Source organism: Bradyrhizobium tropiciagri (assembly GCF_018130505.1).
In the GTDB taxonomy this organism is placed as follows: Bacteria; Pseudomonadota; Alphaproteobacteria; order Rhizobiales; family Xanthobacteraceae; genus Bradyrhizobium; species Bradyrhizobium tropiciagri_B.
The window spans coordinates 759,969-779,468 of record NZ_JAFCKH010000001.1 but is presented as its reverse complement, the minus strand read 5'-3'; the positions used below and the strand labels follow the sequence as shown (position 1 = coordinate 779,468).

The 19,500-nt window shown below is 63.5% G+C and carries 18 protein-coding genes; 10 read left to right on the top strand and 8 right to left on the bottom strand.

All coding sequences use genetic code 11. The annotated features are described in order from the left end of the window. Position 1: 1 nt before the first annotated feature. The 4 genes from JQ633_RS03510 to JQ633_RS03495 all read right to left on the bottom strand — a co-directional run bounded on the left by JQ633_RS03510 (position 2) and on the right by JQ633_RS03495 (position 4,039). A complete protein-coding gene (locus JQ633_RS03510) occupies positions 2-880 on the bottom strand; it encodes a branched-chain amino acid ABC transporter permease (RefSeq protein WP_211982379.1) in 879 nt (292 codons plus the stop codon). A 12-nt stretch (positions 881-892) separates the two neighbouring features. Continuing rightward, a complete protein-coding gene (locus JQ633_RS03505; protein WP_211982377.1) occupies positions 893-1,765 on the bottom strand; it encodes a branched-chain amino acid ABC transporter permease in 873 nt (290 codons plus the stop codon). A gap of 24 nt (positions 1,766-1,789) precedes the next feature. After that, positions 1,790-2,917, bottom strand: coding sequence for an ABC transporter substrate-binding protein (locus JQ633_RS03500; protein ID WP_211982375.1), 1,128 nt, complete (start codon positions 2,915-2,917; stop codon positions 1,790-1,792). An 81-nt stretch (positions 2,918-2,998) separates the two neighbouring features. Then, a complete protein-coding gene (locus JQ633_RS03495; RefSeq protein ID WP_211982373.1) occupies positions 2,999-4,039 on the bottom strand; it encodes a LacI family DNA-binding transcriptional regulator in 1,041 nt (346 codons plus the stop codon). A gap of 112 nt (positions 4,040-4,151) precedes the next feature. On the opposite strand from JQ633_RS03495, the gene JQ633_RS03490 reads away from it, so the two are divergent. The 6 genes from JQ633_RS03490 to JQ633_RS03465 are packed head-to-tail and all read left to right on the top strand — an operon-like array spanning position 4,152 to position 9,496. After that, positions 4,152-5,267 (top strand): acyl-CoA dehydrogenase family protein, encoded by a 1,116-nt coding sequence (locus JQ633_RS03490; protein ID WP_249158714.1) that lies wholly within the window; start codon positions 4,152-4,154, stop codon positions 5,265-5,267. Beyond that, positions 5,156-6,817, top strand: a complete 1,662-nt coding sequence (locus tag JQ633_RS03485; RefSeq protein WP_211982371.1) for an AMP-binding protein — start codon at positions 5,156-5,158, stop codon at positions 6,815-6,817. Before JQ633_RS03490 ends, JQ633_RS03485 begins: the two co-directional genes overlap by 112 nt. 11 nt (positions 6,818-6,828) lie before the next feature. Continuing rightward, complete coding sequence (locus tag JQ633_RS03480; protein ID WP_211982370.1) at positions 6,829-7,608, top strand: citryl-CoA lyase; 780 nt, start codon at positions 6,829-6,831, stop codon at positions 7,606-7,608. A 12-nt stretch (positions 7,609-7,620) separates the two neighbouring features. Beyond that, positions 7,621-8,088: an acyl-CoA thioesterase gene (locus tag JQ633_RS03475; protein WP_211982369.1), complete on the top strand. Its 468-nt coding sequence runs from the start codon at positions 7,621-7,623 to the stop codon at positions 8,086-8,088. A 2-nt stretch (positions 8,089-8,090) separates the two neighbouring features. After that, positions 8,091-8,852, top strand: coding sequence for an enoyl-CoA hydratase/isomerase family protein (locus tag JQ633_RS03470; RefSeq protein ID WP_211982368.1), 762 nt, complete (start codon positions 8,091-8,093; stop codon positions 8,850-8,852). Positions 8,853-8,854: 2 nt separating this feature from the next. After that, the gene (locus JQ633_RS03465; protein WP_211982367.1) at positions 8,855-9,496 is read left to right on the top strand and encodes a flavin reductase family protein; all 642 of its coding nucleotides are present in this window, start codon (positions 8,855-8,857) and stop codon (positions 9,494-9,496) included. Between the two features lie 14 nt (positions 9,497-9,510). On the opposite strand, the gene JQ633_RS35510 is transcribed toward JQ633_RS03465, so the two are convergent. Further along, positions 9,511-10,230: a methyltransferase family protein gene (locus JQ633_RS35510; protein ID WP_211982359.1), complete on the bottom strand. Its 720-nt coding sequence runs from the start codon at positions 10,228-10,230 to the stop codon at positions 9,511-9,513. 213 nt (positions 10,231-10,443) lie between these two features. Between JQ633_RS35510 and JQ633_RS03455 the strand changes: the two genes are divergently transcribed. Beyond that, positions 10,444-12,237: a caspase family protein gene (locus JQ633_RS03455; RefSeq protein WP_211982357.1), complete on the top strand. Its 1,794-nt coding sequence runs from the start codon at positions 10,444-10,446 to the stop codon at positions 12,235-12,237. 56 nt (positions 12,238-12,293) lie between these two features. On the opposite strand, the gene JQ633_RS03450 is transcribed toward JQ633_RS03455, so the two are convergent. Continuing rightward, positions 12,294-13,199, bottom strand: coding sequence for an alpha/beta fold hydrolase (locus JQ633_RS03450; RefSeq protein WP_211982355.1), 906 nt, complete (start codon positions 13,197-13,199; stop codon positions 12,294-12,296). 205 nt (positions 13,200-13,404) lie between these two features. Next, positions 13,405-13,965: a hypothetical protein gene (locus JQ633_RS03445; RefSeq protein WP_211982353.1), complete on the bottom strand. Its 561-nt coding sequence runs from the start codon at positions 13,963-13,965 to the stop codon at positions 13,405-13,407. Between the two features lie 327 nt (positions 13,966-14,292). Here JQ633_RS03445 and JQ633_RS03440 point away from each other — a divergent pair, with 327 nt between their 5' ends. The 3 genes from JQ633_RS03440 (at position 14,293) to JQ633_RS03430 (ending at position 18,820) form a co-directional block, all read left to right on the top strand. Further along, complete coding sequence (locus JQ633_RS03440; protein WP_211982351.1) at positions 14,293-15,567, top strand: hypothetical protein; 1,275 nt, start codon at positions 14,293-14,295, stop codon at positions 15,565-15,567. A gap of 345 nt (positions 15,568-15,912) precedes the next feature. After that, positions 15,913-17,757 carry a caspase family protein gene (locus JQ633_RS03435; protein WP_211982791.1) on the top strand — a complete coding sequence of 615 codons (1,845 nt, stop codon included), beginning with the start codon at positions 15,913-15,915 and terminating at the stop codon, positions 17,755-17,757. A 76-nt stretch (positions 17,758-17,833) separates the two neighbouring features. Then, positions 17,834-18,820, top strand: coding sequence for a hypothetical protein (locus JQ633_RS03430; RefSeq protein WP_349631509.1), 987 nt, complete (start codon positions 17,834-17,836; stop codon positions 18,818-18,820). Positions 18,821-18,836: 16 nt separating this feature from the next. Here the strand turns inward: JQ633_RS03430 and JQ633_RS03425 are convergent, their stop codons facing one another. Further along, the gene (locus tag JQ633_RS03425) at positions 18,837-19,484 is read right to left on the bottom strand and encodes a DUF4384 domain-containing protein (RefSeq protein ID WP_211982349.1); all 648 of its coding nucleotides are present in this window, start codon (positions 19,482-19,484) and stop codon (positions 18,837-18,839) included. Positions 19,485-19,500: the final 16 nt, after the last annotated feature.

Below are 19,500 nucleotides of genomic sequence, written 5' to 3'. Positions count from 1 at the left end.
GTCACGCCTCCCCTTGCTTGGCGCCCATCAGGCCATCCGGCTTGAAGATCATCAGCAGGACCATCGCGAGGCCGTAGATCATCTGCTGCACGGATCCGATCTCGGTGCGCGGCAGGAACGGCAGATAGGTCAAGGCCGCGGGCAGCAGCGTCAGGAGGACTGCTCCGACGATCGGCCCCCACACGGTGCCGATGCCGCCGACGATGACCATCGCCATGAACAGCGTCGAGGCATCGATGGTGAAGCTCTCGACGTTGATGAAGCTGAGGTAGTCGGCGTAAAGCACGCCGGCGACGGCGCACATCGCGGTCGAGTAGAACACCGAGAGCGTCTTGATCAGCGCGACGTTCTTGCCGAACGCCAGCGCCGCCGACTCGCTGTCCCTGATGGCCTTGAGGCTGCGGCCAAAGCTCGAGCGAACGATCGCCGTGGTGAGAACGACCACCAGGGCCAGAGCCACCGCCGCAAGGCCGAAGAATTCGACCGGATCGGTGATCGCGTGTCCCGCGATGCTTGCGGGCGGGATTCCGACCAGTCCGCCGATGCCGCCGGTGACCGACTTCCACTCCGAGAACACCGTCGTGGCAAGGACCTGAAAACCGAGCGATGCCGCCACGAAATAGTCGCCGCGGACCCTCAAGGCAGGCAGGGCCAGCGCCGCTGAAAGCAGGCCGGCAAGGAGCATCGCGGCCACCAGCTGAAACAACAGCGAGTCGGTCCACTGCAAGGCCATGAACGCCGCGACATAGGCGCCGACGCCGAAGAACACGGCATGGGCCAGCGAGAAAATGCCGGCATATCCCATGATGAAATTCAGGGTGATCGCCAGAATGGCGTTGATGCAGACGAGCGTCGCAAGGTTGATGAGATATGCAATCACGATGCGAATTCCTCAGCTGTTCACGGCGCGGCCGAAGAAACCCGACGGCCGCAGCACGATGAACGCGAACAGGATCAGGAAGGTCGCCGCCTCGCTCCACTGCGGGTCGAAGCGCCATAGCGCCAGATTTTCGGCGATGCCCAGCAGTAGGCCGGCGCAGGCCGCGCCGCGCAGGCTGCCGACGCCGCCGACGATGGTGGCGGCAACGCTGATCAGCATGACCCGGCCGCCGATCGCCGCATTCAGCCCCGACGTCATGCTGGTGAGCACGGCGGCGGGAACCACGAGCAGCGAACCGAGCGCGAACGCGCATGTCGATACGGCCTTCGGGTTCAGGCCGAAGGTCCGCACCAGCGCGGGACTCTCGGAGAGCGCACGCATTGCAATCCCGATATTCGTCCTGCCGAGGAACAGCTGCAGCGCGACAAAACATGCGACCGCGATCACGACGGCAATCGCAGCCGTCGGCGCCACATAAAGCCCGGGCGCGAGCTCGACGCTCTTGCTCAGGGCCGAGGGCACCGAGATGAAGCCGCGCCCGAACACGGTCCCGATCAGGTTCTGAACGACCACGGCGACGCCGAAGGAGCCGACGAAGATGGTGAAGAACGAGCCGTCGGTGCTCTGGATCGGTCCGTAGACATAGCGGTCGAGGGCGACGCCGAACACCACGACCACGATGCAGGCGGCCAGGATCGAGATCGGCCACCAGACGAGGAGAACCGCGTACAGGTAGTAGAACACGTAGGCGCTGATCGCGAAGCTCGCGCCGTGAGCGAAGTGGAAGATCTTCGTCGCCCCGAAGATCAGCGAGAATCCGACCGCCGTGAGGCCGTAGAGCGCCCCAACCTGGATGCCGTTGATGATGAGCTGGAGAAGCAGCATGGTTCCTCCTACGGGCGTCGACAGTCAGGGCGCCGGAACAGTCTCGACCGCCGCCGGCTCGCCGCCGACTTCGTTGATCTGCATCGCGGATCGGATCGTGCCGTCCTTTTCGAAGGTCACGCGCCCACCGACCAGATCGAACGTTCCGATCTCCCGACGCTTCGCCAGCAGGTTCTCGCCCGTGACCGGCAAGCCGGCCTTCCGGAGGCTGGCTGCCAACGTTCCGAACAGCAGCACCGCGTTGTAGTAATTTGCGGCATAGGCGCTCGGCGCCCTGCTGGTCTTGGCCTGATATTCCCGCGTGAATCGCTTCGTCACCGGATCGTCGGAATTCCAGTCGATCCGCTGCGTCGTGAACAGCGCGCCCTTTGCTTCCGCAAGGCCGGCGATGGCGGGGATCGCAAATCCGGAGTAGCTGGCGAGCTGTTGCGTCACGCCGTTGTCGCGCAGCTGCTTGATGATCTGCGATTGCTGCGCGCCGAACGAGGCGATGTAGACGACGTCCGGCTTCGCGTCACGCACGCGCGCCGCGATCCCGCTGAACTGTTGGGCATTCGACGGCACCGACAGCGTTTCCGCGAGCACGCCGCCGAGCGGAGCAAGCGATGCTTCGAGTTCGCGCTTGATCGACTGCCCGAGCGGATCGTCGACGTAGACGAGGACGAAGCGCTTCAATCCCCGCTTTTGAACGAGGTAGGGCGCGATCGCCCGCACCTCGAAATTGGCGAGCGGGATCACGTTCCAGAAATATTCGCCGAGCTCGGCCAGATCGGGACCGACCCCGCCGCCGTTGACTGCGACCGTGCGGCTTCGCGCAGCCGTCGTCGAAATCGCCTTGGACACGCCGGTGAAGGCCGAGAGCACGTAGGGCACCTTCTCGACGTTCACCAGCTTGTTCATGGCGATGACGCCCTGCTGCGGCAGCGCCTGGCTGTCCTCATAGGCGATCGACAGCTTGCCACCGAGCACCTTCGCCTCGTTGAGATGGGAGACCGCAAGCTCGGTCGCTCCCATGTAGAGATCGCCGTAATCGGCATTGGCGCCGCTCAAGGGAAAGATCGCCCCGATGCGGAGATCCTGGGCGGACACCGGCGCCGCAGAGGCGGCGAGCAGGGAAAATGCAAGAACCGCGGCTTTCCGAAGGGATGGCATTCGCAAACTCCCAAATTTACGAAAACGATTTCGTAACCTAGGGCGCACGAGCCTCGCTTGTCAAGCGCGGCATGAGATGCGTCAGACTTCGGCTGCTGCGACCAATTGGCCGCCATGGGACGAGCGCAGGATCAGCTCCGGCGACCAGATGTCCTGCAATTGCTCGGGCGAGCCGCCGTCCATGAGGGCAAGCAGCAGCTCGACCATGCGGCGCCCCGCCTCGAGGGTCGGCGCGGAAAACGTCGTCAGAGGCGGATTCAGATAAGGCCCGAGCGGATGGTTGTCGCATCCGATCACGGGGATATCGACCCCAGGCCGCCGGCCCGTTTCCGCGATCGCCTGCATCGCGCCGGTGGCGATCAGGTCGTGACCGCACATGATCGCCGTCGGAGGATTGCCCAGGGCGAGGAGCTGCCGCGCACCGCTCAGTCCACCCGCCTCATCGTTGCTGGTTTCGACCACGAGATCGGCGTCGAACGGCAGCTTCGCCGCCTTCAGCGCCGCGCGATAGCCTTCCTGCAGGAGACGGCTGATCATAAGGTAGCCGGGCGTGCTCAACAGACCGATCCGGCGATGCCCAAACCCTACGAAACGTGCGGTCCCGTTGCGTCCGGCAACCGTCCGGTCGATGTCCACGAAGGGAAACGGCTTGCCGGTCTCACTCCTCCCGAGCGCCACGAACGGCACGTTGCGTTCCTGCAGATAGCGGATCCGGGGATCGTCGCGGCGCGTGCGGCCGAACATCACGCCGTCGACCCGCTGCCGCTCGACCAGCCGGCGGAAGCTGTCGAGCTCCGTCTCCAGCGTCCGGGCCGCGACGATGATGAGCTGGAACGGGGTCTCACTGAGGCCCTGGTCGATTCCCATCAACAGATCCAGGAAGAACGGATGAGCGAAATGCGACTGCGGCGGCGACAGCACGAAGCCGATGGTCTCGGACGTTTGCGTGCGCAGCCGCCGCCCCGCGGGATCCGGCGAAAAGCCAAGCTTTTCCGCCGCTTCGAGCACGCGCCGCTTGGTCGCGTCACTGACGTCACCGCGGTCGTTGATCGCCTTCGAGACCGTCGATACGGCCAGCCCCAAATGCTTGGCCAGTTCTACAATGCTGATCCGCTGCTTCATCCAGGCCTCGTTGTCGCCAACACTTGACACATGACTTCGTCAGCGTCTAGCTTACGCACGAAAACGATTTCGGAGTTCACCGATGATTGATGTCGCTGCGCACGAAATGACGATGCTTCGCCAGACCGTGCGGGGATTCGTCCGCAATCGCCTGGGGCCGCTCGAGCAGCAGATCGAAACCGACGACAACGTTCCGCCGGAGCTGATGGCCCAACTGCGCGCCGAGGCCTCGACGCTCGGGATCTATGGCTTCAACCTGCCGCCCGAGCTCGGCGGCTATGGGCTTCCCGTCTCCGCCCAGGTCGGAATTCTGGAGGAAGTCACCCACACCTCCGTCCCCCTCTCCGAAGTCGTCGGCTTCCTGCCGCTCTCGCTGGTTCACCTGAGCGAGGAGCAGCGCGGCCGGATCCTTCCTGACCTGGTGTCCGGGCGCGCGACCATGACGTACGCCCTCACCGAGCCGGACGCAGGCTCGGACCTGAGCAGCATCCGGACCAAGGCGGTGAAGGTCAACGGCGGCTGGCGCCTCGAAGGCGCCAAGCAGTTCATCTCGAACGTCGAGAGCTGCGACTACGTGATCGTGCTCGCGGTCAACGATCCTTCCGCCTCGCTCAAGGGACGGCTGACCACGTTCATCGTCAAGCGCACCAACCCGGGCCTCGTCGGCCTGACGCGCTACAAGAAGATGGGATGGCACGGCTATCATCTGAACGGCTTTTCACTCGAGAACTGCTTCGTTCCGGATGAGGACGTGCTCGGCCGGCCCGGCGACGGGTTCCTGGTCATGATGGCCTCGATCAATCACGACCGAATCCTCTCGGCCTGCAGGTCGCTGGGGCTGGCGCAACGCGCGCACGACATGTCCGTCGCCTACGCCAAGGAGCGGCGCGCGTTCGGCTCGCCGTTGGCAGGACATCAGGCGATCCAGTTCATGATCGCCGACAACGATGTCGAGATCGAAGCGGCGCGCGCGCTGATCTATCGGGCCGCCGAACTCTGCGACCAGGATGATCCTGCCGCGCGGATCGCCGTCTCCAGGGCCAAGCTGTACGCCAGCGAGATGGGCTGCCGCGTCGTCGATCGCTGCCTGCAGATCTTCGGCGGGATGGGCTACATGTGCGAGCTGCCGATCGAACGCTTCTATCGGGATGCCCGCGCATTTCGATTGGGCGAAGGCACCTCCGAGATGCAGCGGATCCAGATCGCTCGCCAGGCTCTCGCCAACTGATGCAAGGGATCACAATGAGTGGAGCACCGGGCCCATTTTTCGGACTGCTTGATGATCATGCCGACGAGCCGGCGATCCATCTCGGCGATTACGTCGCCACGCGCAAGGAACTGGCTGAAGCCTCAAACCGCGCGGCAGCCTTTCTGAGCAGCCTCGGGCTGACGCGCGGCGACGTGGTCGCGCTCTGGCTGCCGGACGGCCCGGCCTGGCTGCAGTTCCTGTTCGCCGCGGCCCATCAGGGGATTCTCGTCGTCCCTATCAGCACGCGCTACCGGCGCGCCGAAGCGCACCATGTCATCGCGTTGTCGCGGGCAAATGCCGTCGTGGCGGCCGCCAACTTCCTCGATGTGGAATTCGCGCAGATCGTGCGCGATATCCAGCGAGAGGTGACGACCCTCGCGCACGTCATCGAGATCGCCGATCCCGCACGCTTCCACGCCGGCGCCGATGGTCATCCCAAGGCTTCCGGCCGGCCGGAAGACCTTCTCTGCACCTTCAGCACGTCAGGCACGACAGGCGCGCCAAAACTTGCCGTGCACGACCAGCAGAGCTGCGCCACCCACGCCCGCGTCGTCGCCTCTGCGTTCGACATTCATCCCGGCGACAAGACGCTGTGCGCATTGCCGCTCTATGGCGTGCTGGGATTCGTCCAGGCAATCGCGACGCTGGCCGGCGGCGGGGCCTGCGTTCTCATGCCGGTCTTCAAGGCGGCAGCGGCCGCATCGGCGATCGAGCGACATGCAGTGACCCACGTGTTCGGCTCCGACGGACTGCTGGATGCCGTCTTCAACGTTCCTGCGGCAAATCTCTCGAGCTTGCGTGCAGGGGGCTTTGCGGACTTCGCGGGTCTGACCGATCCCGTGATGCAGACGGCCGAAGCTCGCTGGGGCCTGCGCCTGGTGAGCATCTACGGCTCATCCGAAGGCTTCGCCCTGATGGCCGCGCGCTCGCCTTCCGAGTCTATCGAAGCGCGGTCGCTGGCCGGCGGCCGGCTGCTGTCGGGCGACATGGCGTTTCGCATCGTCGAACTCGACAGCGAAACTCCGGTCCAGCCTGGCGCAACCGGCGAGCTGCAGATACGCGGATACAATTTGATGCCCGGGTACCTCAACAACGAGGCCGCAACCGTGCGCTCGTTCACGTCCGACGGCTGGTTCCGAACCGGCGATTTCGCCTATGCGGAGGATGACGCCTTCGTTTTCCTGTCGCGCATCGGTGACGGCTTGCGCCTGCGCGGATACCTGGTCGATCCAACCGAGATCGAAGCGTTTCTGTGCCGGCATCCGGCCGTATCGGCCGCCCAGGTCGTCGGCGTGCGCATCGAGGGCGAAGGCGACGTTGCGGTGGCCTTCGTTCGCGCCGACCGCGAGATCGCCGAGACCGACCTTCTCACCTACTGCCGCGACGGCATCGCAAACTACAAGGTCCCGCGCCGCATCGTTCAACTCGATGCGTTTCCGGTCATCGAAGGCCCGAACGGGACCAAGATCCGCAAGGCGGACCTGAGAGAGCAGGCCTCCCGGCTGCTCTCATCCGCTGCCATCTCCTGACGAGGTTCGACATGAAACGACACGAGATCAAATCCGACATCGCCTGGGCGACCCCCACCCAAATCAAGGTCCATGGCCTCGATCTCTGCACCGAGATCGTCGGCGTCGTCGATTTCGGGCAAATGGCGTTCCTCGAGATTTTCGGGCGCCTGCCCAACACCAACGAAGCCCGCATGTTCAACGCCATGATGGTGATCCTGGTGGAGCATGGCATCACGCCCTCCTCCCTCGCCACGCGGATGACCTATTGCGGCGCCCCCGAAGCCGTGCAGGCCTCGGTCGCCGCCGGGCTGCTGGGACTGGGATCGGTCTTCGTCGGCTCGCTCGACAATGCCGCGAAGATGCTGCAGGAGGCCCTGCCCGATCCGGCCGCGTCGATCGATCTGACCGAGCTGGCGCGCACCACGGTCGACGCCTACCGAAGCCGGCGCGAGATCATTCCGGGCATCGGTCATCCCTTCCACAAGCCGATCGATCCGCGGACGCCGGCGCTGTTCAAGGTCGCAAGCGAAACCGGCTTCAGCGGCCGCTATGTCGAGCTGATGGAGCGCATCGGGGCGGAGGCGGAGAACCGCCACGGCAGACCGCTACCGGTCAATGTGACCGGCGCGATGGCGGCGATTGCCTCCGAATTCAAGCTGCCCTGGAAGATGTGCCGCGGGCTCGCCGTGGCGGCACGCGCCGTCGGCCTGGTCGGTCACATCATCGAGGAGATGCGTCAGCCGATGGCCGAGGAAATCTATTACCGCATCGAGCATGAAGCGACCGAGCATTCGCGCCCGCGCGAGTGAAGGAGCGGAACGATGAACAAGGATCCGGCTTCGCCCACGCCTTCACCTCAAAGACCGACGCCGGATCGCTTCTGGTTCTGGAGCTTTGAGAAGCTGCGCAATGCCGATACGGATCAATTCCATCACGTCAACAATGCGGCGATTGCGAGCTTCCTGGAAGGCGGCCGAATGGAATTGTTCTCCGATCCCTCCATCGCTCCGCTGATGAGCGGACTGAACGTCGTGGTCGGACGCCTCAACATCGAATTCCATGCCGAGCTGTTCTATCCGGGCGAGCTCAAGATCGGCTCGATGGTCACCCGCATCGGTCGTTCGTCATTCGATGTGCTGCAAGGCGTCTTTCGCGACGGGACCTGCGTGGCTTCCGCCGTCGCGTCTTGCGTGCTGCTGCAATCGGGCAAGCCGTACCCCATTCCTGATGCGATCCGCGCGCACCTGCTCGGAAATGTCGGTGATGCCCCCAATTTGGCCGGAGCCTGATCATGCCGGTGCAGTATAGCCTGCAGGGCGGAATCGCCATCCTGACCCTGGACAACCCGCAGCGGCGCAATGCGTTGTCCAGGGCTTCGGTTGCGATGCTGCTGGAATTGCTCGAGCGGTCGCGCACCGAAAAGGCGCGCGCGATCGTGATCGCGGCTAATGGCCCGGCGTTCTGTGCCGGTGCCGACATCGACGATCTCAGGGATGGCTGGATGAGCGGCGCGGCCGATCCGACCGATCCCGCGCTGCTGTTCCGCGCATTGGCCGACGAGACGCGTCCCACGATCGCGGCGGTCCAGGGCGGAGCGCTCGGCGGCGGCTTCGAACTGACGCTGTCCTGCGATCTCGTCGTGGTCGGGACGGACGCGTACTTCGCGCTGCCGGAACTGGGACACGGCGTCATTCCCAACACCGCGCTGGCCCGCCTGCATCCGGTGGTCGGCACGCGACGCGCCATGGAGCTGATCATGACCCGCAGACGATTGAGCGGATCAGAGGCCATGCTGTGGGGATTGGCAAACCGCCTGGTCTCCACCGCAGAGGTGCTGCCCGGCGCGATCGAGCTCGCACGCAATGTTGTCGAGTCAGCACCTCCCGGCGCGATCGGTGCCGCAAAGCGAAACCTCGCTCGCCACAACAGGACGGATTGGGAGGGAGTGATCTCCTCACCCGGCGACGTCCCGCCCACGGAGTGGCGCGAAGGCCTGCGTGCATTCGATGAGCGGCGCAAACCCGACTATGATCAATTCTGGCAAGGCGTTTGAAGATGCAGCAGGAACCACGCGCGGCAGCGAAGGACATCCACTTCTACGAACCGGTCAATGGACACGGCTTGAAGCACGATCCCTTCAACGCCATCGTCGCGCCGCGGCCGATCGGCTGGATCTCCTCGCGCGACGCCAAGGGCAATATCAACCTCGCGCCGTACAGCTTCTTCAATGCCTTCAGCTACAAGCCGCCGATCGTCGGCTTCTCCTCCACAGTCTGGAAGGACAGTGCCGCGAACGTTCTGGAGACGAAGGAGTTCTGTTGGAATCTCGTCACCATGGATCTCGCCAAACGGATGAATGCGACCGCGGCGCATGTGGCGCGCGACGTCGACGAGTTCACGATCGCCGGGCTGACCGCCGCACCCAGCAGGTTGGTCAATGTCCCCCGTGTGGCGGAAAGCCCTGCATCCTTCGAGTGCAAGGTGACGGAGATCATCCGGCTCAAGGGCGCGGACGGAAGGGACGCCGAAGCCTGGGTGACGTTCGGCGAGGTCGTTGCCGTCCACATCGACAAGGCGTTGATCCGGGACGGCATCTATCAGACCCAGCTCGCGCACCCGATCGCGCGCGCAGGCCGGCGCGGCGACTATTTCGAGATGACGCCTGAGACCATGTTCGAAATGGTCCGGCCGGACTAGCCGTCCCAACCGGCCTATTTCTGCGGGATCAGTCTGATCGGAAGCAGAAAGGGCGTTCTCGCGGCGTAGGCGTCATATTCAGGGAAAGCCTGCCGAAGGATCCGCTCTTCGTTGAACATGCGCCGGCATTGAATCGCGACGACCGTAATCGCGATCAGCACGGCGAGCGGTGAAAGCACCTGCAGCGTCACGCCGACCAGCGCGACCATCTCGCAGAGGTAGAGCGGATGCCGGACAATTCGGTAAGGCCCGTCCGTCACAAGGCGCCTTGCCTCCGCCAGAAGGCTGAAGGATTTGCCCAGCCAGCGCAGCACCACAATGCACAGCGAGGTCGCCACCAGGATCAGTGCCGTGGAGAGGATCGACCAGACCGGATCGAGCTCCGCCTTTGGAAGAAAAGCGAGCGCTATGCTCAGAAAGGTGCCTAGCAAGGCCGAGAGCCGGGTCTCGATGCCCTTCGACTTCATGATGGGGACCAGCCGGGTCATCGCCGTCACCGCGACCAGGCCGAGGAAAAGCACATTTGCCAAATGGGCCGCGGCCGTCAGCAGCCCGTGAAAGCTGTCCACCGGAAGCAGGTGCGGAATGCCTGCGGCGCCCAGAGCCGCAGACCCGCCGTAGATGATGATCAGTGCAGCTCTCGCGGCCCAATCCAGCCAGGAATTGACGCCAGAACGGGCGGCCTCGTCGCTTGCTGTCGCGGGGTTCACCTGGCCGAGCTTTACCTCAGTCACAGCACTGATCTCGCCCGTTCAAAATCGGGGGGTATTAAAAATCGAGGGTACTAAAAGCCATGCCTTCCGGGAGGTCAATCGGCCAGCAATCCTCCGGATGCAGGCCGGCCGGTTCCAGCTTCCGTCACCGCTTGCCGGCCCTCGAGATCGCATTGAACCGTTTCGGCGGTGGCGGCACGTACGTAGAAGGCATTTATTTGAAGTAGCATTGCCATGTATGGACGCGGCTTCGTAAAATTGCGCCAAATTTGTTTCTTTCTTGTCGTGCTGCTGTTCTGTCAGCCAGCATCGGCCGCCAATCGTGTCGCGCTGGTCATCGGCAATTCTGCATACAAGAACGCGGCGCCGCTTTCGAACCCGGTCAACGACGCCCAGATTGTCGAAACCACCCTGAAGAATGCAGGTTTCGACGTGGTTCAGACCCGCCTGGACCTGCAGGCGGCCGAGATGCGGCGGGCGCTGCGCGATTTTGCCGACCAGTCTCGCGACGCGGACGTGGCCGTCATCTATTATGCAGGTCACGGCATCGAGATCGAAGGCACCAACTATCTGATCCCGGTCGATGCCACGCTGGAGCGCGATACGGACGTCTACGACGAGGCGTTTTCGCTCGAGCGGATCCTGCTCGCCGTTGAACCGGCAAGGCAATTGCGGGTGGTGATCCTCGACGCGTGCCGCAACAATCCGTTCTCCGACAAGATGAAGCGAACGGTTGGCTCGCGGGCGATCAGCCGTGGCCTCGCCCGCATCGAGCCGGCAAACTCGAATACGCTCGTCGCCTTCGCCGCCAAGGCCGGATCGACGGCATCAGACGGCAACAGCAAGAACAGTCCCTACGCTGCGGCACTCGTGAAATATATCGGAACTCCCGGCCTGGATTTGCGCCGGGTGTTCGGCTTCGTCCGCGACGATGTCATGAAAGCGACCGGCAATCGGCAGGAGCCCTACGTCTACGGAACCCTTGGGGGCGACGATGTGCCGCTGGTGCCGGCCAAGCAACCTGGCAAGGAAGCTGCCAAGGAAACAGTCAAGGAAGCTGTCCCGGCGGAACTGCCGCGTGCCGAAATGCGACGCGACTACGAGCTTGCGCTGCAGGTCGGCAACAAGGATGCACTAAATTATTTCATCAGTCAGTATCCGGACGGCTACTACGCAAATCTGGCAAAGCTTCAGCTCGCCAAGCTCGATGCGGAGGAGAAGCGTGCCGCGGCGGCCGAAAAAGCGCGTCAGGCCGAGCAGGAACAGGCCCGGCTCGTCAACCAGGGCGCCCAGCAGACTCAGCTCGCCAAGGCGGCCTCCGACCTGAAGGCAGCGCAGGAGGCCCGGGCCGCCGCCGAGGCAGCCAAGGAAACCGCGCAACAACAGGCGGCTCAGGCTGAACAGCGGCGTGTCGCGGCCGAGAGCGCTGCCGCCGCGAAGATCGTCGCGCCGGCTATTCCATCCGCGCCGGAGCCGCCGCGCCAGCCGACCACACATGCGGACACGAAAGTCGCCGCGCTGCCCAGCCCGCAAGCACCCGTGCCGTCGGCAGCGCCGGCTGAGGTCGCAAAATCACTCCAGACCGAACTGCGCCGGGTTGGTTGTTTCACCGGATCGGCCGATGGAGATTGGGATACGGCGTCACGGCGCTCACTCGAGCGCTACAACCAGAGCGCCGGCACCAAGTTCGACACCAAGGCCGCCAGCGCCGATGCACTTGACGCGGTCAAGCTCAAGACGGCGCGGGTCTGCCCATTGGTTTGCGGGTCCGGCCTCAAGCGAGACGGCGACCGCTGCGTCAAGATTACCTGTGCTGCAGGCTACTTCCTCAACGACGACGATGAATGCGAGAAGCGCAAGGCTGCTCGTCGCGCTCCCACCGCCAGGGTTGAACGCAGGACCAGGGATCCTGAGGAAGAGGCGCCGGCAAGACCCGCACGGCCGAGAGCCGAGGCCAATGCAAACCGGAAGGGTGACGGCGGCGGCGGTGGCGGCGGAGTGCCCTTCATGCCCTTCTTCCTGCCCTGACGCCGAGGCGAGAGCCGAGCCCGGTTGATTGGCAATGCGTGCTCGGCCCCTGCGGATTATTCCCAGAGCGAGGGCCTCTTCGATGCCAGATGCAGGTCGGGCGCGCCGGCCGACGCTAACGCTGGTCGAGCGACGCAGCGCGATTCAGCGTCGATGACGAAATCCATCTTGGCCAGATTATCCGCCACCCGGATGTGCCTCAATATCTCGGAGTTCACCTGCTCTGCATGCGTCACCGGCAGCAGGTGGCCTCCCGTAGGCAGATGGTGCATCACAGCTCGGTCAATGATCGAGGCGAGCTTCGTGACGATGCGCTGCGTCACATAGGGCGATATCCCGCCCGAGAACAACAGCGTCGGCACGCGCAGCCCGGCGGCAGCCGTCGCCACGCCGCCCAGCCCGAGGATCGCGGCGAAATCGCAGGCGAGCTTGTCGGCCTGCTCGATCATCCGCAACTGCCCGCTCGGCGAGAACTGTTCGCCCGGGCCAGAGCCGGCCCAGAACGCCATGAACGCCTCGATCGCCTCCATCACGGCCCCGTCGCTGATATTCTTCGACACGATCTGCGCGATGTGCGCAAAGCGCTCGTAGAGCCGCGCGTCCGCGGGAGTGTCGCGCAGCAGCGTCGGCAGCACCGGCTCGATCAGCGTCAGGCTGCGAATCCGGTGTGCATAGCTCGATGCCGTCGCCATGCGAAACGCGATCGTTCCGCCATAGGAATGTCCGACCAGGTGGATCGGCCCTTCGGCCGCCCCGAGTTGAGTCTCGAGCCGCGCGATCTCGCCATCGAGCGTCCGCGGCCAGTCGCACCCGATCGCGCACGCACCGTAGCCGGAAATATCCGGCGCGATCAGCCGATCGCCGCCGAGCGCGGCGGCTAGCCTCGTCCATTGCCGCCCCGACCCGAGCGAGCAATGCAATGCCACCACCGAGGCCGCCTGTGTTCCGTCCAAACCTGTCATCAAACCTATCCCAACTGCTCTTGTTATCGCGGAGCGCGTGGCCCGCGGGCCCCCATTCGCCCGTCATGACGCGAGCAGCACGGAGGACGCGTTATTCCTGAGCAGCAGGGCAGAGGCCGTGATCGTGATCGCGGAGGGAACGGGAGTCACAGGCCGGTGATCAGATGGAATCCAGATACCCCGTCAGGATCGGGGTTTGGACAAGTCAGCCGCCAAATCGCTTCACCAGCTTTGAACCCTTGGCAGTGCTGATCTGCCCACTGGTCAAATCGCTGCCTACGCTCAGTCCCTTCGTCATCAGGTTCTTGTTGAGCTGCGCGGCTTGCTTCTCATTGGAATAATCCACGTCGACGTGGTCGACACTCATCAAGTGACCCAGTTCATGGGCCCAGGCGCGTCCATTGGCGAAGTCGTTGCCGTACCACTGGACAAAGCTTGCCGGCTCGGGATCGCTGTGAAGATACGAGCCGCCGCCGGCCGTCAGATTGGTGATCGGGTTGACGAGATAGACGTGAACCGCGTTGTCGGGCGCATGTCTCAGACTAAGAACATCCAGCACGCGCTGGTCATTGTTGCGCGCGCTCTTTGCCATATCGAGCGGCTTGTCGCTCAGGGATTCACTGATCACGAACGTGATCTTGGCCGGCGCCCAGATCTTGTTGACGACGTCCAACGCTTTCTTCGCCGTATCGGCACTCCATTTGCTGGGTTCAGCGACACCTTTTTCGGCAAATGGCGTGATGTAAATTTTCAACGGGATAGGCATATCCGTCTCCGATGCTCGATATCCTCACGACAGATCGATGCGCGCGTCGTATCGACGACTGGATCCGATTTTTGACTCCGTTCCGCCACAACGGACGCGTGTTTGATCCCAGATAGGCGCACTTCGCATCGGGATGGAAGAGGCTTGCGGATGCGACAAACAGCCGAGGCAAGCGCTTGAACCTTCTCATCGCTGCAGCGACCAACAACGCACCACTGCTCAAGCTCGGGGCTAGCTATGCCGCTGCGAGGACGAGTCGGTCGACACGCCAGGACCGGCGCTCAGTGCCAGAATTGGGCGGATGACCAGCAGACGGTGATCTCGCTGTTGAACCTGATTCCCACCGCCGACGCCGGTGCGGGCGGCGGCCTTGGCGGTCGCATCGTCGCCGGGATCTCGAGCGACAATCTCTACACGGCAATCCTGCACTTTCAGGAAAAGTATTTTCCGAAGGAGAAGTCAGGCTTCGTCGATCCGGGGGGCGCTGTCCTCGGCCGAATGGAACAACTCGCCACGCGCCCGGCACCCGCACCGAAGCCGCCGGCGGGACAGTGGGGTGAATTCAAGAGCGGGTCGGTCCAGCGCGCGCTCACCAAGGCGGTGGCGGTCGACCACTCCCTCGACCACACCGAGGCGGTGGAGCTTCTGCGCGCGACCCTCATCAACGGTTTCGTGAGCACGAGCGAGCTGGACGATCTCGAGATGGTGGCGGATAGGTCCAAGACCATCGCAGACCGGCCAAAGGCGTTGCTGAAAATGTTCGTCGACCAGGCAAGGTCCAAGATCACCAAGGACGGACCTTACAAGCTGGCGTCAGCGGTGCATGTCTTCGCGTCAGGCATGGCTTGCGACTTCCTCCGGCGGCGCGGAAACGGCTACTGGCCGCATCTCGATCGCGATGAAGTCGGCGTCGGGCTGCTGCTGCGGCTGGCGAAGCCGTCGCTCCTGCGCCAGGGCGATGCAAACCTGTGCGGGCCGGCCGCGTTCCTCTTCAATCTCCTGTCGGATCAGCCCGGGGAATACGCCAAGTACACGATGGACATGTACGAGAACGGAGCTGCGAAGATTCACCGTTTCCTGATCAAGCCAAGCGGCGCCCTGCGCGCATATGCGCTCCCGGCCGGCGCCGTCGACCCGGTCGACTGGCTGACGATGTCGAGCCTGCGCAACTCGGAAGACTGGTTCATCCATTTCGACTCGACCGACGGAACACTTTCGGGTGCGACCACCCAGATGGAATTGGCGTGGTGGTTCGACCAGGCCGGCTATACCGGCATCAAGGAGGACGCGAATATCGCCCGCCACCAGCGCGACACCGACAACATGGATGAGGCCAGCCGGCTCTATTCCGCGGGATACCGTGTCTGCCTGCTGATCGATGACCAGATGCTCTACGCCAGCAAGCAGACCAAGTCAGGCTCGGTCGTGCTCAGGGATCGTCACTGGGTTGTGCTTCGCTCGAAGATCGATCGATCCGGCGGAAACGTGAAGATGAACATCTTCACCTGGGGCGATGGAGACTACAAGGTGCCGCAGGGCGATCCGCTGACGGTCAGCCAATTCCTCGAGAACTATTACGGATACGTCGCCGCGAAGCCGTAGCGTTGGTGATCTTGGCTTGCCGCTCAATCCTCCGTTCACTATCGAGCGATGGAACCTTCACCCGGCACGCTTCAGCCAGTCTCCAAAGCCGTTCGCATCATAGATAAATATAAGTAATATCAATACCTTACCTGTTGTCCTGATGCCGACAGGCCGGCCGCCGCGGCCCTCAAATCTTCGCTGCGATTTTGAACGTCCGCGCTGGGCTGAACGACAACAAAAGGAATGCATAGGGTTCGAGATTGATACTTTACTGAAGCACCCGGCGCCCGAACCGTTTGATTGCAGTCGAGCTTCGGGCAGCCGTCTTCAGGCGACCATTTCCCTGGATGCTGGACGTTCGCCATGAGCTATTACTCATACCTCCGGGTTTTTGTTCTTCTTGCTGCTTCCGTCCTCCTGGCATCGCAGCCGGCCTGGGCAACGAAGCGAGTTGCGCTGGTGGTGGGAAATTCGAACTATCAGAACGCGCCGCTGCTTCCAAATCCCGCCAATGACGCCGCCGCCATAGCCGCGACCTTGAAGGGCGCTGGATTCGATGTTGTGGAATCCAAGCTGAACCTGGCCTCGACCGACATGCGGCGGGTGCTGCGGGACTTTGCCGATCAAGCCCGCGATTCGGATATCGCCGTCGTCTACTATGCCGGTCACGGAATCGAGATCGACGGAACGAATTACCTGATTCCGACGGATGCCCGCCTCGAGCGCGACACCGACATCTATGACGAGGCCTTCTCGCTCGATCGGGTCCTGCTGGCGATCGAGCCCGCGAGGCAGCTGCGCGTCGTGATCGTCGACGCCTGCCGCAACAATCCGTTCGCCGACACGATGAAGCGAACCGTCGCTTCGCGCGCGATAAGCCGCGGCCTCGCCCGGGTCGAGCCTACCGTGTCCAACACGCTGATCGCATTTGCCGCGAAAGCCGGGCTCACCGCGCTCGACGGCAACAGCACGAACAGCCCTTATGCGACCGCGCTCGTGAAGTATATCGCAAAACCCGGCCTCGACTTGCGCCGGGCGTTCGGCTTTGTCCGCGACGACGTCCTGCAGGCCACGGGTAATCGGCAGGAGCCTTATGTGTACGGCTCGCTGGGCGGCGACGACGTTGCGCTCGTGCCAAAGGCATCGGAGCCGGCACCAGCGCCTGCCAACGCATCGGCGGAGATTCGCCGCGACTACGAACTGGCCTTGCAGCTCGGCAACAAGGCCGCGATGAGTGCATTCCTCGTCCAGCACCCCGATGGCTATTACGCAAATCTGGCCAAGCTTCAGCTCAACCAGATCGACGCGGAGGACGCACGCGTTGCAGCCACCAGGAAAGCCCAGGAGGCCGAGCAGCAGCAGGCCCGCCTCGTCTCCGAAGGCGCCCAGCGTGCCGAGCAGGAAAAAGCCGCGGCAGCCGTGAAGGCTGCGGAGGATGCCCGCATCGCCGCCGAACGAACCAAGCTGGCCGCCCAGGAACAAGCGACCGAGGCTGAGCGGAAGCGGACTGCAGTCCAATCCTCGACGGTCGCCATGCTCTCCGGCAGCGGCCCCGTTGCGGACAGCGCCAAGCCGGACGCTCCCGCTGTAGCAGCCCCCGTCCAGAACAATGAGGGCACGAAGGTTGCCGCCTTGCCCCCGGAAGCGCCGCAGGGCGATCTCGCCAAGTCGGTTCAGAGCGAGTTGAGCCGGGTCGGCTGTTTCACCGGCGCCATCGACGGCGACTGGAACGCGGCGTCCCGCCGCTCCCTGACGCTGTTCAACCGGCATGCCGGAACCAAGTTTGACACCAAGCTTGCAAGCCTCGACGTCCTCGACGCCATCAAGCTGAAGCCGTCGCGCGTCTGTCCGCTGATCTGCGAGCACGGCTACCGGCCGAACGGCGAGCAGTGCAGCAAGATCACCTGCGCCGAGGGCTCGTTCCTCAACGACGACAACGAGTGCGAGAAGCGCCGCGCGAAGAAGCCGGTCGCCAAGCGCAACATCGAAGAGCGTCCGTCCCGTACCGTGGATCGCCCAATCCGCGAGCGGCCCGAGCCACGGGTGGATGCTCCGAGACGGCAGGCGACTGCCAAGCCGTCCGGTGGCAGCGGTCAGATCATGTGCGATGCCTATCTATGCCGCCCCGTCCGTCGCGGATGCCACCTGGACTACCGTGGCGGCGGAGGCCCCGGTGGCGGCACCGGCAATGTCGAGGTCTGCGACTAACAGGACATGACCACGCCGGCATTCACCTCAGGTCGACCGGGCCCGCGTCGGGCCCGGCCGCAGTGGAGCGACCCGCGTGGCGTGTGAACTGGAGCAGAAGGATATCGGGGCCTTCCCAGGCGTGACGCTGTTCACGAAACGGACGGCGCCCGGCATGAAGCCGACCGGGGTCTATCTCCCGCCGAAACACGCAACGGCCTCGACCAAGTTCGACGTCGTGATCTGGCTGCACGGCTTCTACGTCAAAAACCCTGAATTCCTGTTCCACAATGACCCTGCGCGGCTGCGCGAACAGGTCCGGGACTCCGGCAAGGATGTCGTGCTCATCGCGCCATTCCTTGGCTACGAATATGCGGTCGGCGACAGTTTTGCCGGAAACTACAGCGTAAAGGATCTGGCGACGCCGAAATGGGGCGAAAAATATCTCGAGGAGATTCTTGGCGCGCTTGCCAACTTCATTGGTCCCGCGAACGCTCTTCCCCAGCTGCAGGTCGGCAAGCTCGTCATCGCATGCCATTCCGGCGGCGGCGGCGCGATGCGCAATCTTGTCGGGACTCTCGGAAAGTATCAGTCGAAACTGAGCGCATGTTGGGGATTCGACTGCCTGTACGGCGTCAAGGCGCAACCCGATGACGCCACGTTCTGGTACAATTGGCTGTCGAGCCAGAACAGCAGCAAGCTCGAGGTCATGTATGGTCCGACGACACTCTCGCAGTCCGTGAAGCTGGATCTGATGGGGCGCGGTCTGGCGACGACTGACGGCAATCAAGCCCTGACCCAGCGTCCAGCACTGAAGAATCTGAACGTCAGCCTCGGCCACTACGATCTGTTTCCGGCATTTGGGCAGATGGTCCGGGTCAACGACCTGGACCCGGCTTACGTCGATCGCTTCATGATCCCGCAAGTCGCCGATCAACCGCGGGTTAACTCCAAGCCGATGCCCCGGAACGGGGAATTCGTCCGGCAGGCAATTTCCAATGTTCGCGAAGCCTTCCCCTTCCCGAAAGACATTCACTACATGATCGCGCGCGGCGGCTTCTTCAGCCGCCTGAGCAGGCTGTAACCCCGCGACTGCCGACCTACTTGATCGCGTATGATTTGATGTCGAACGACCAGTTGTTCGGCATCAGCTTTCCGCTGCCGCTGTCCGGCACACGCAGCTCACGGGTCCAATCCGACAGATAGCTCAGCGTGTCGGCCGGCTCCTGAAGCTTGCGCTGAATGTCAGGCAGGTCGAGCAATTGCACACGCCGCTCGCTCAGGATCGCGACGATAACGGCGGACCCGGTCGGCGGCGCGACGACATACTCAAAGCCGCGTTGTTGTGCCGCCGGCGTCGGAACGACGAACTGGACGCCAGGCTTGACAAGGTTCATGTCGCGCTCGGCCGACTGGGCCAAGAGCTCTGCGGTCGGAAAGATCTGGGACATGCGTCCCTCCGCATCGACATCCACCAGGATGAGATATCCCGGCTTCCTGGCGGTCACGCCGAACGACACCTTGCCGCCGATATTGACGGTTGGACCCGGCAGGATTTCAAGCGACACACTGGCGGCATTCGCCGAGCCACGTGGGGCCTGTACGCGCCAGAGCAACGGGGCGATCGTCGCGTTCGCAGATGGAAAAGCCGGTGGCAGCGGAGCTGCGGACGCGGCGCCGCTTCCCGCCAGCAACAACGCGATTGCGAGCCATGATCGATTGCGGCAAATCCGTTCCGCTGGCGACATGACCCGCCTTTTCCAC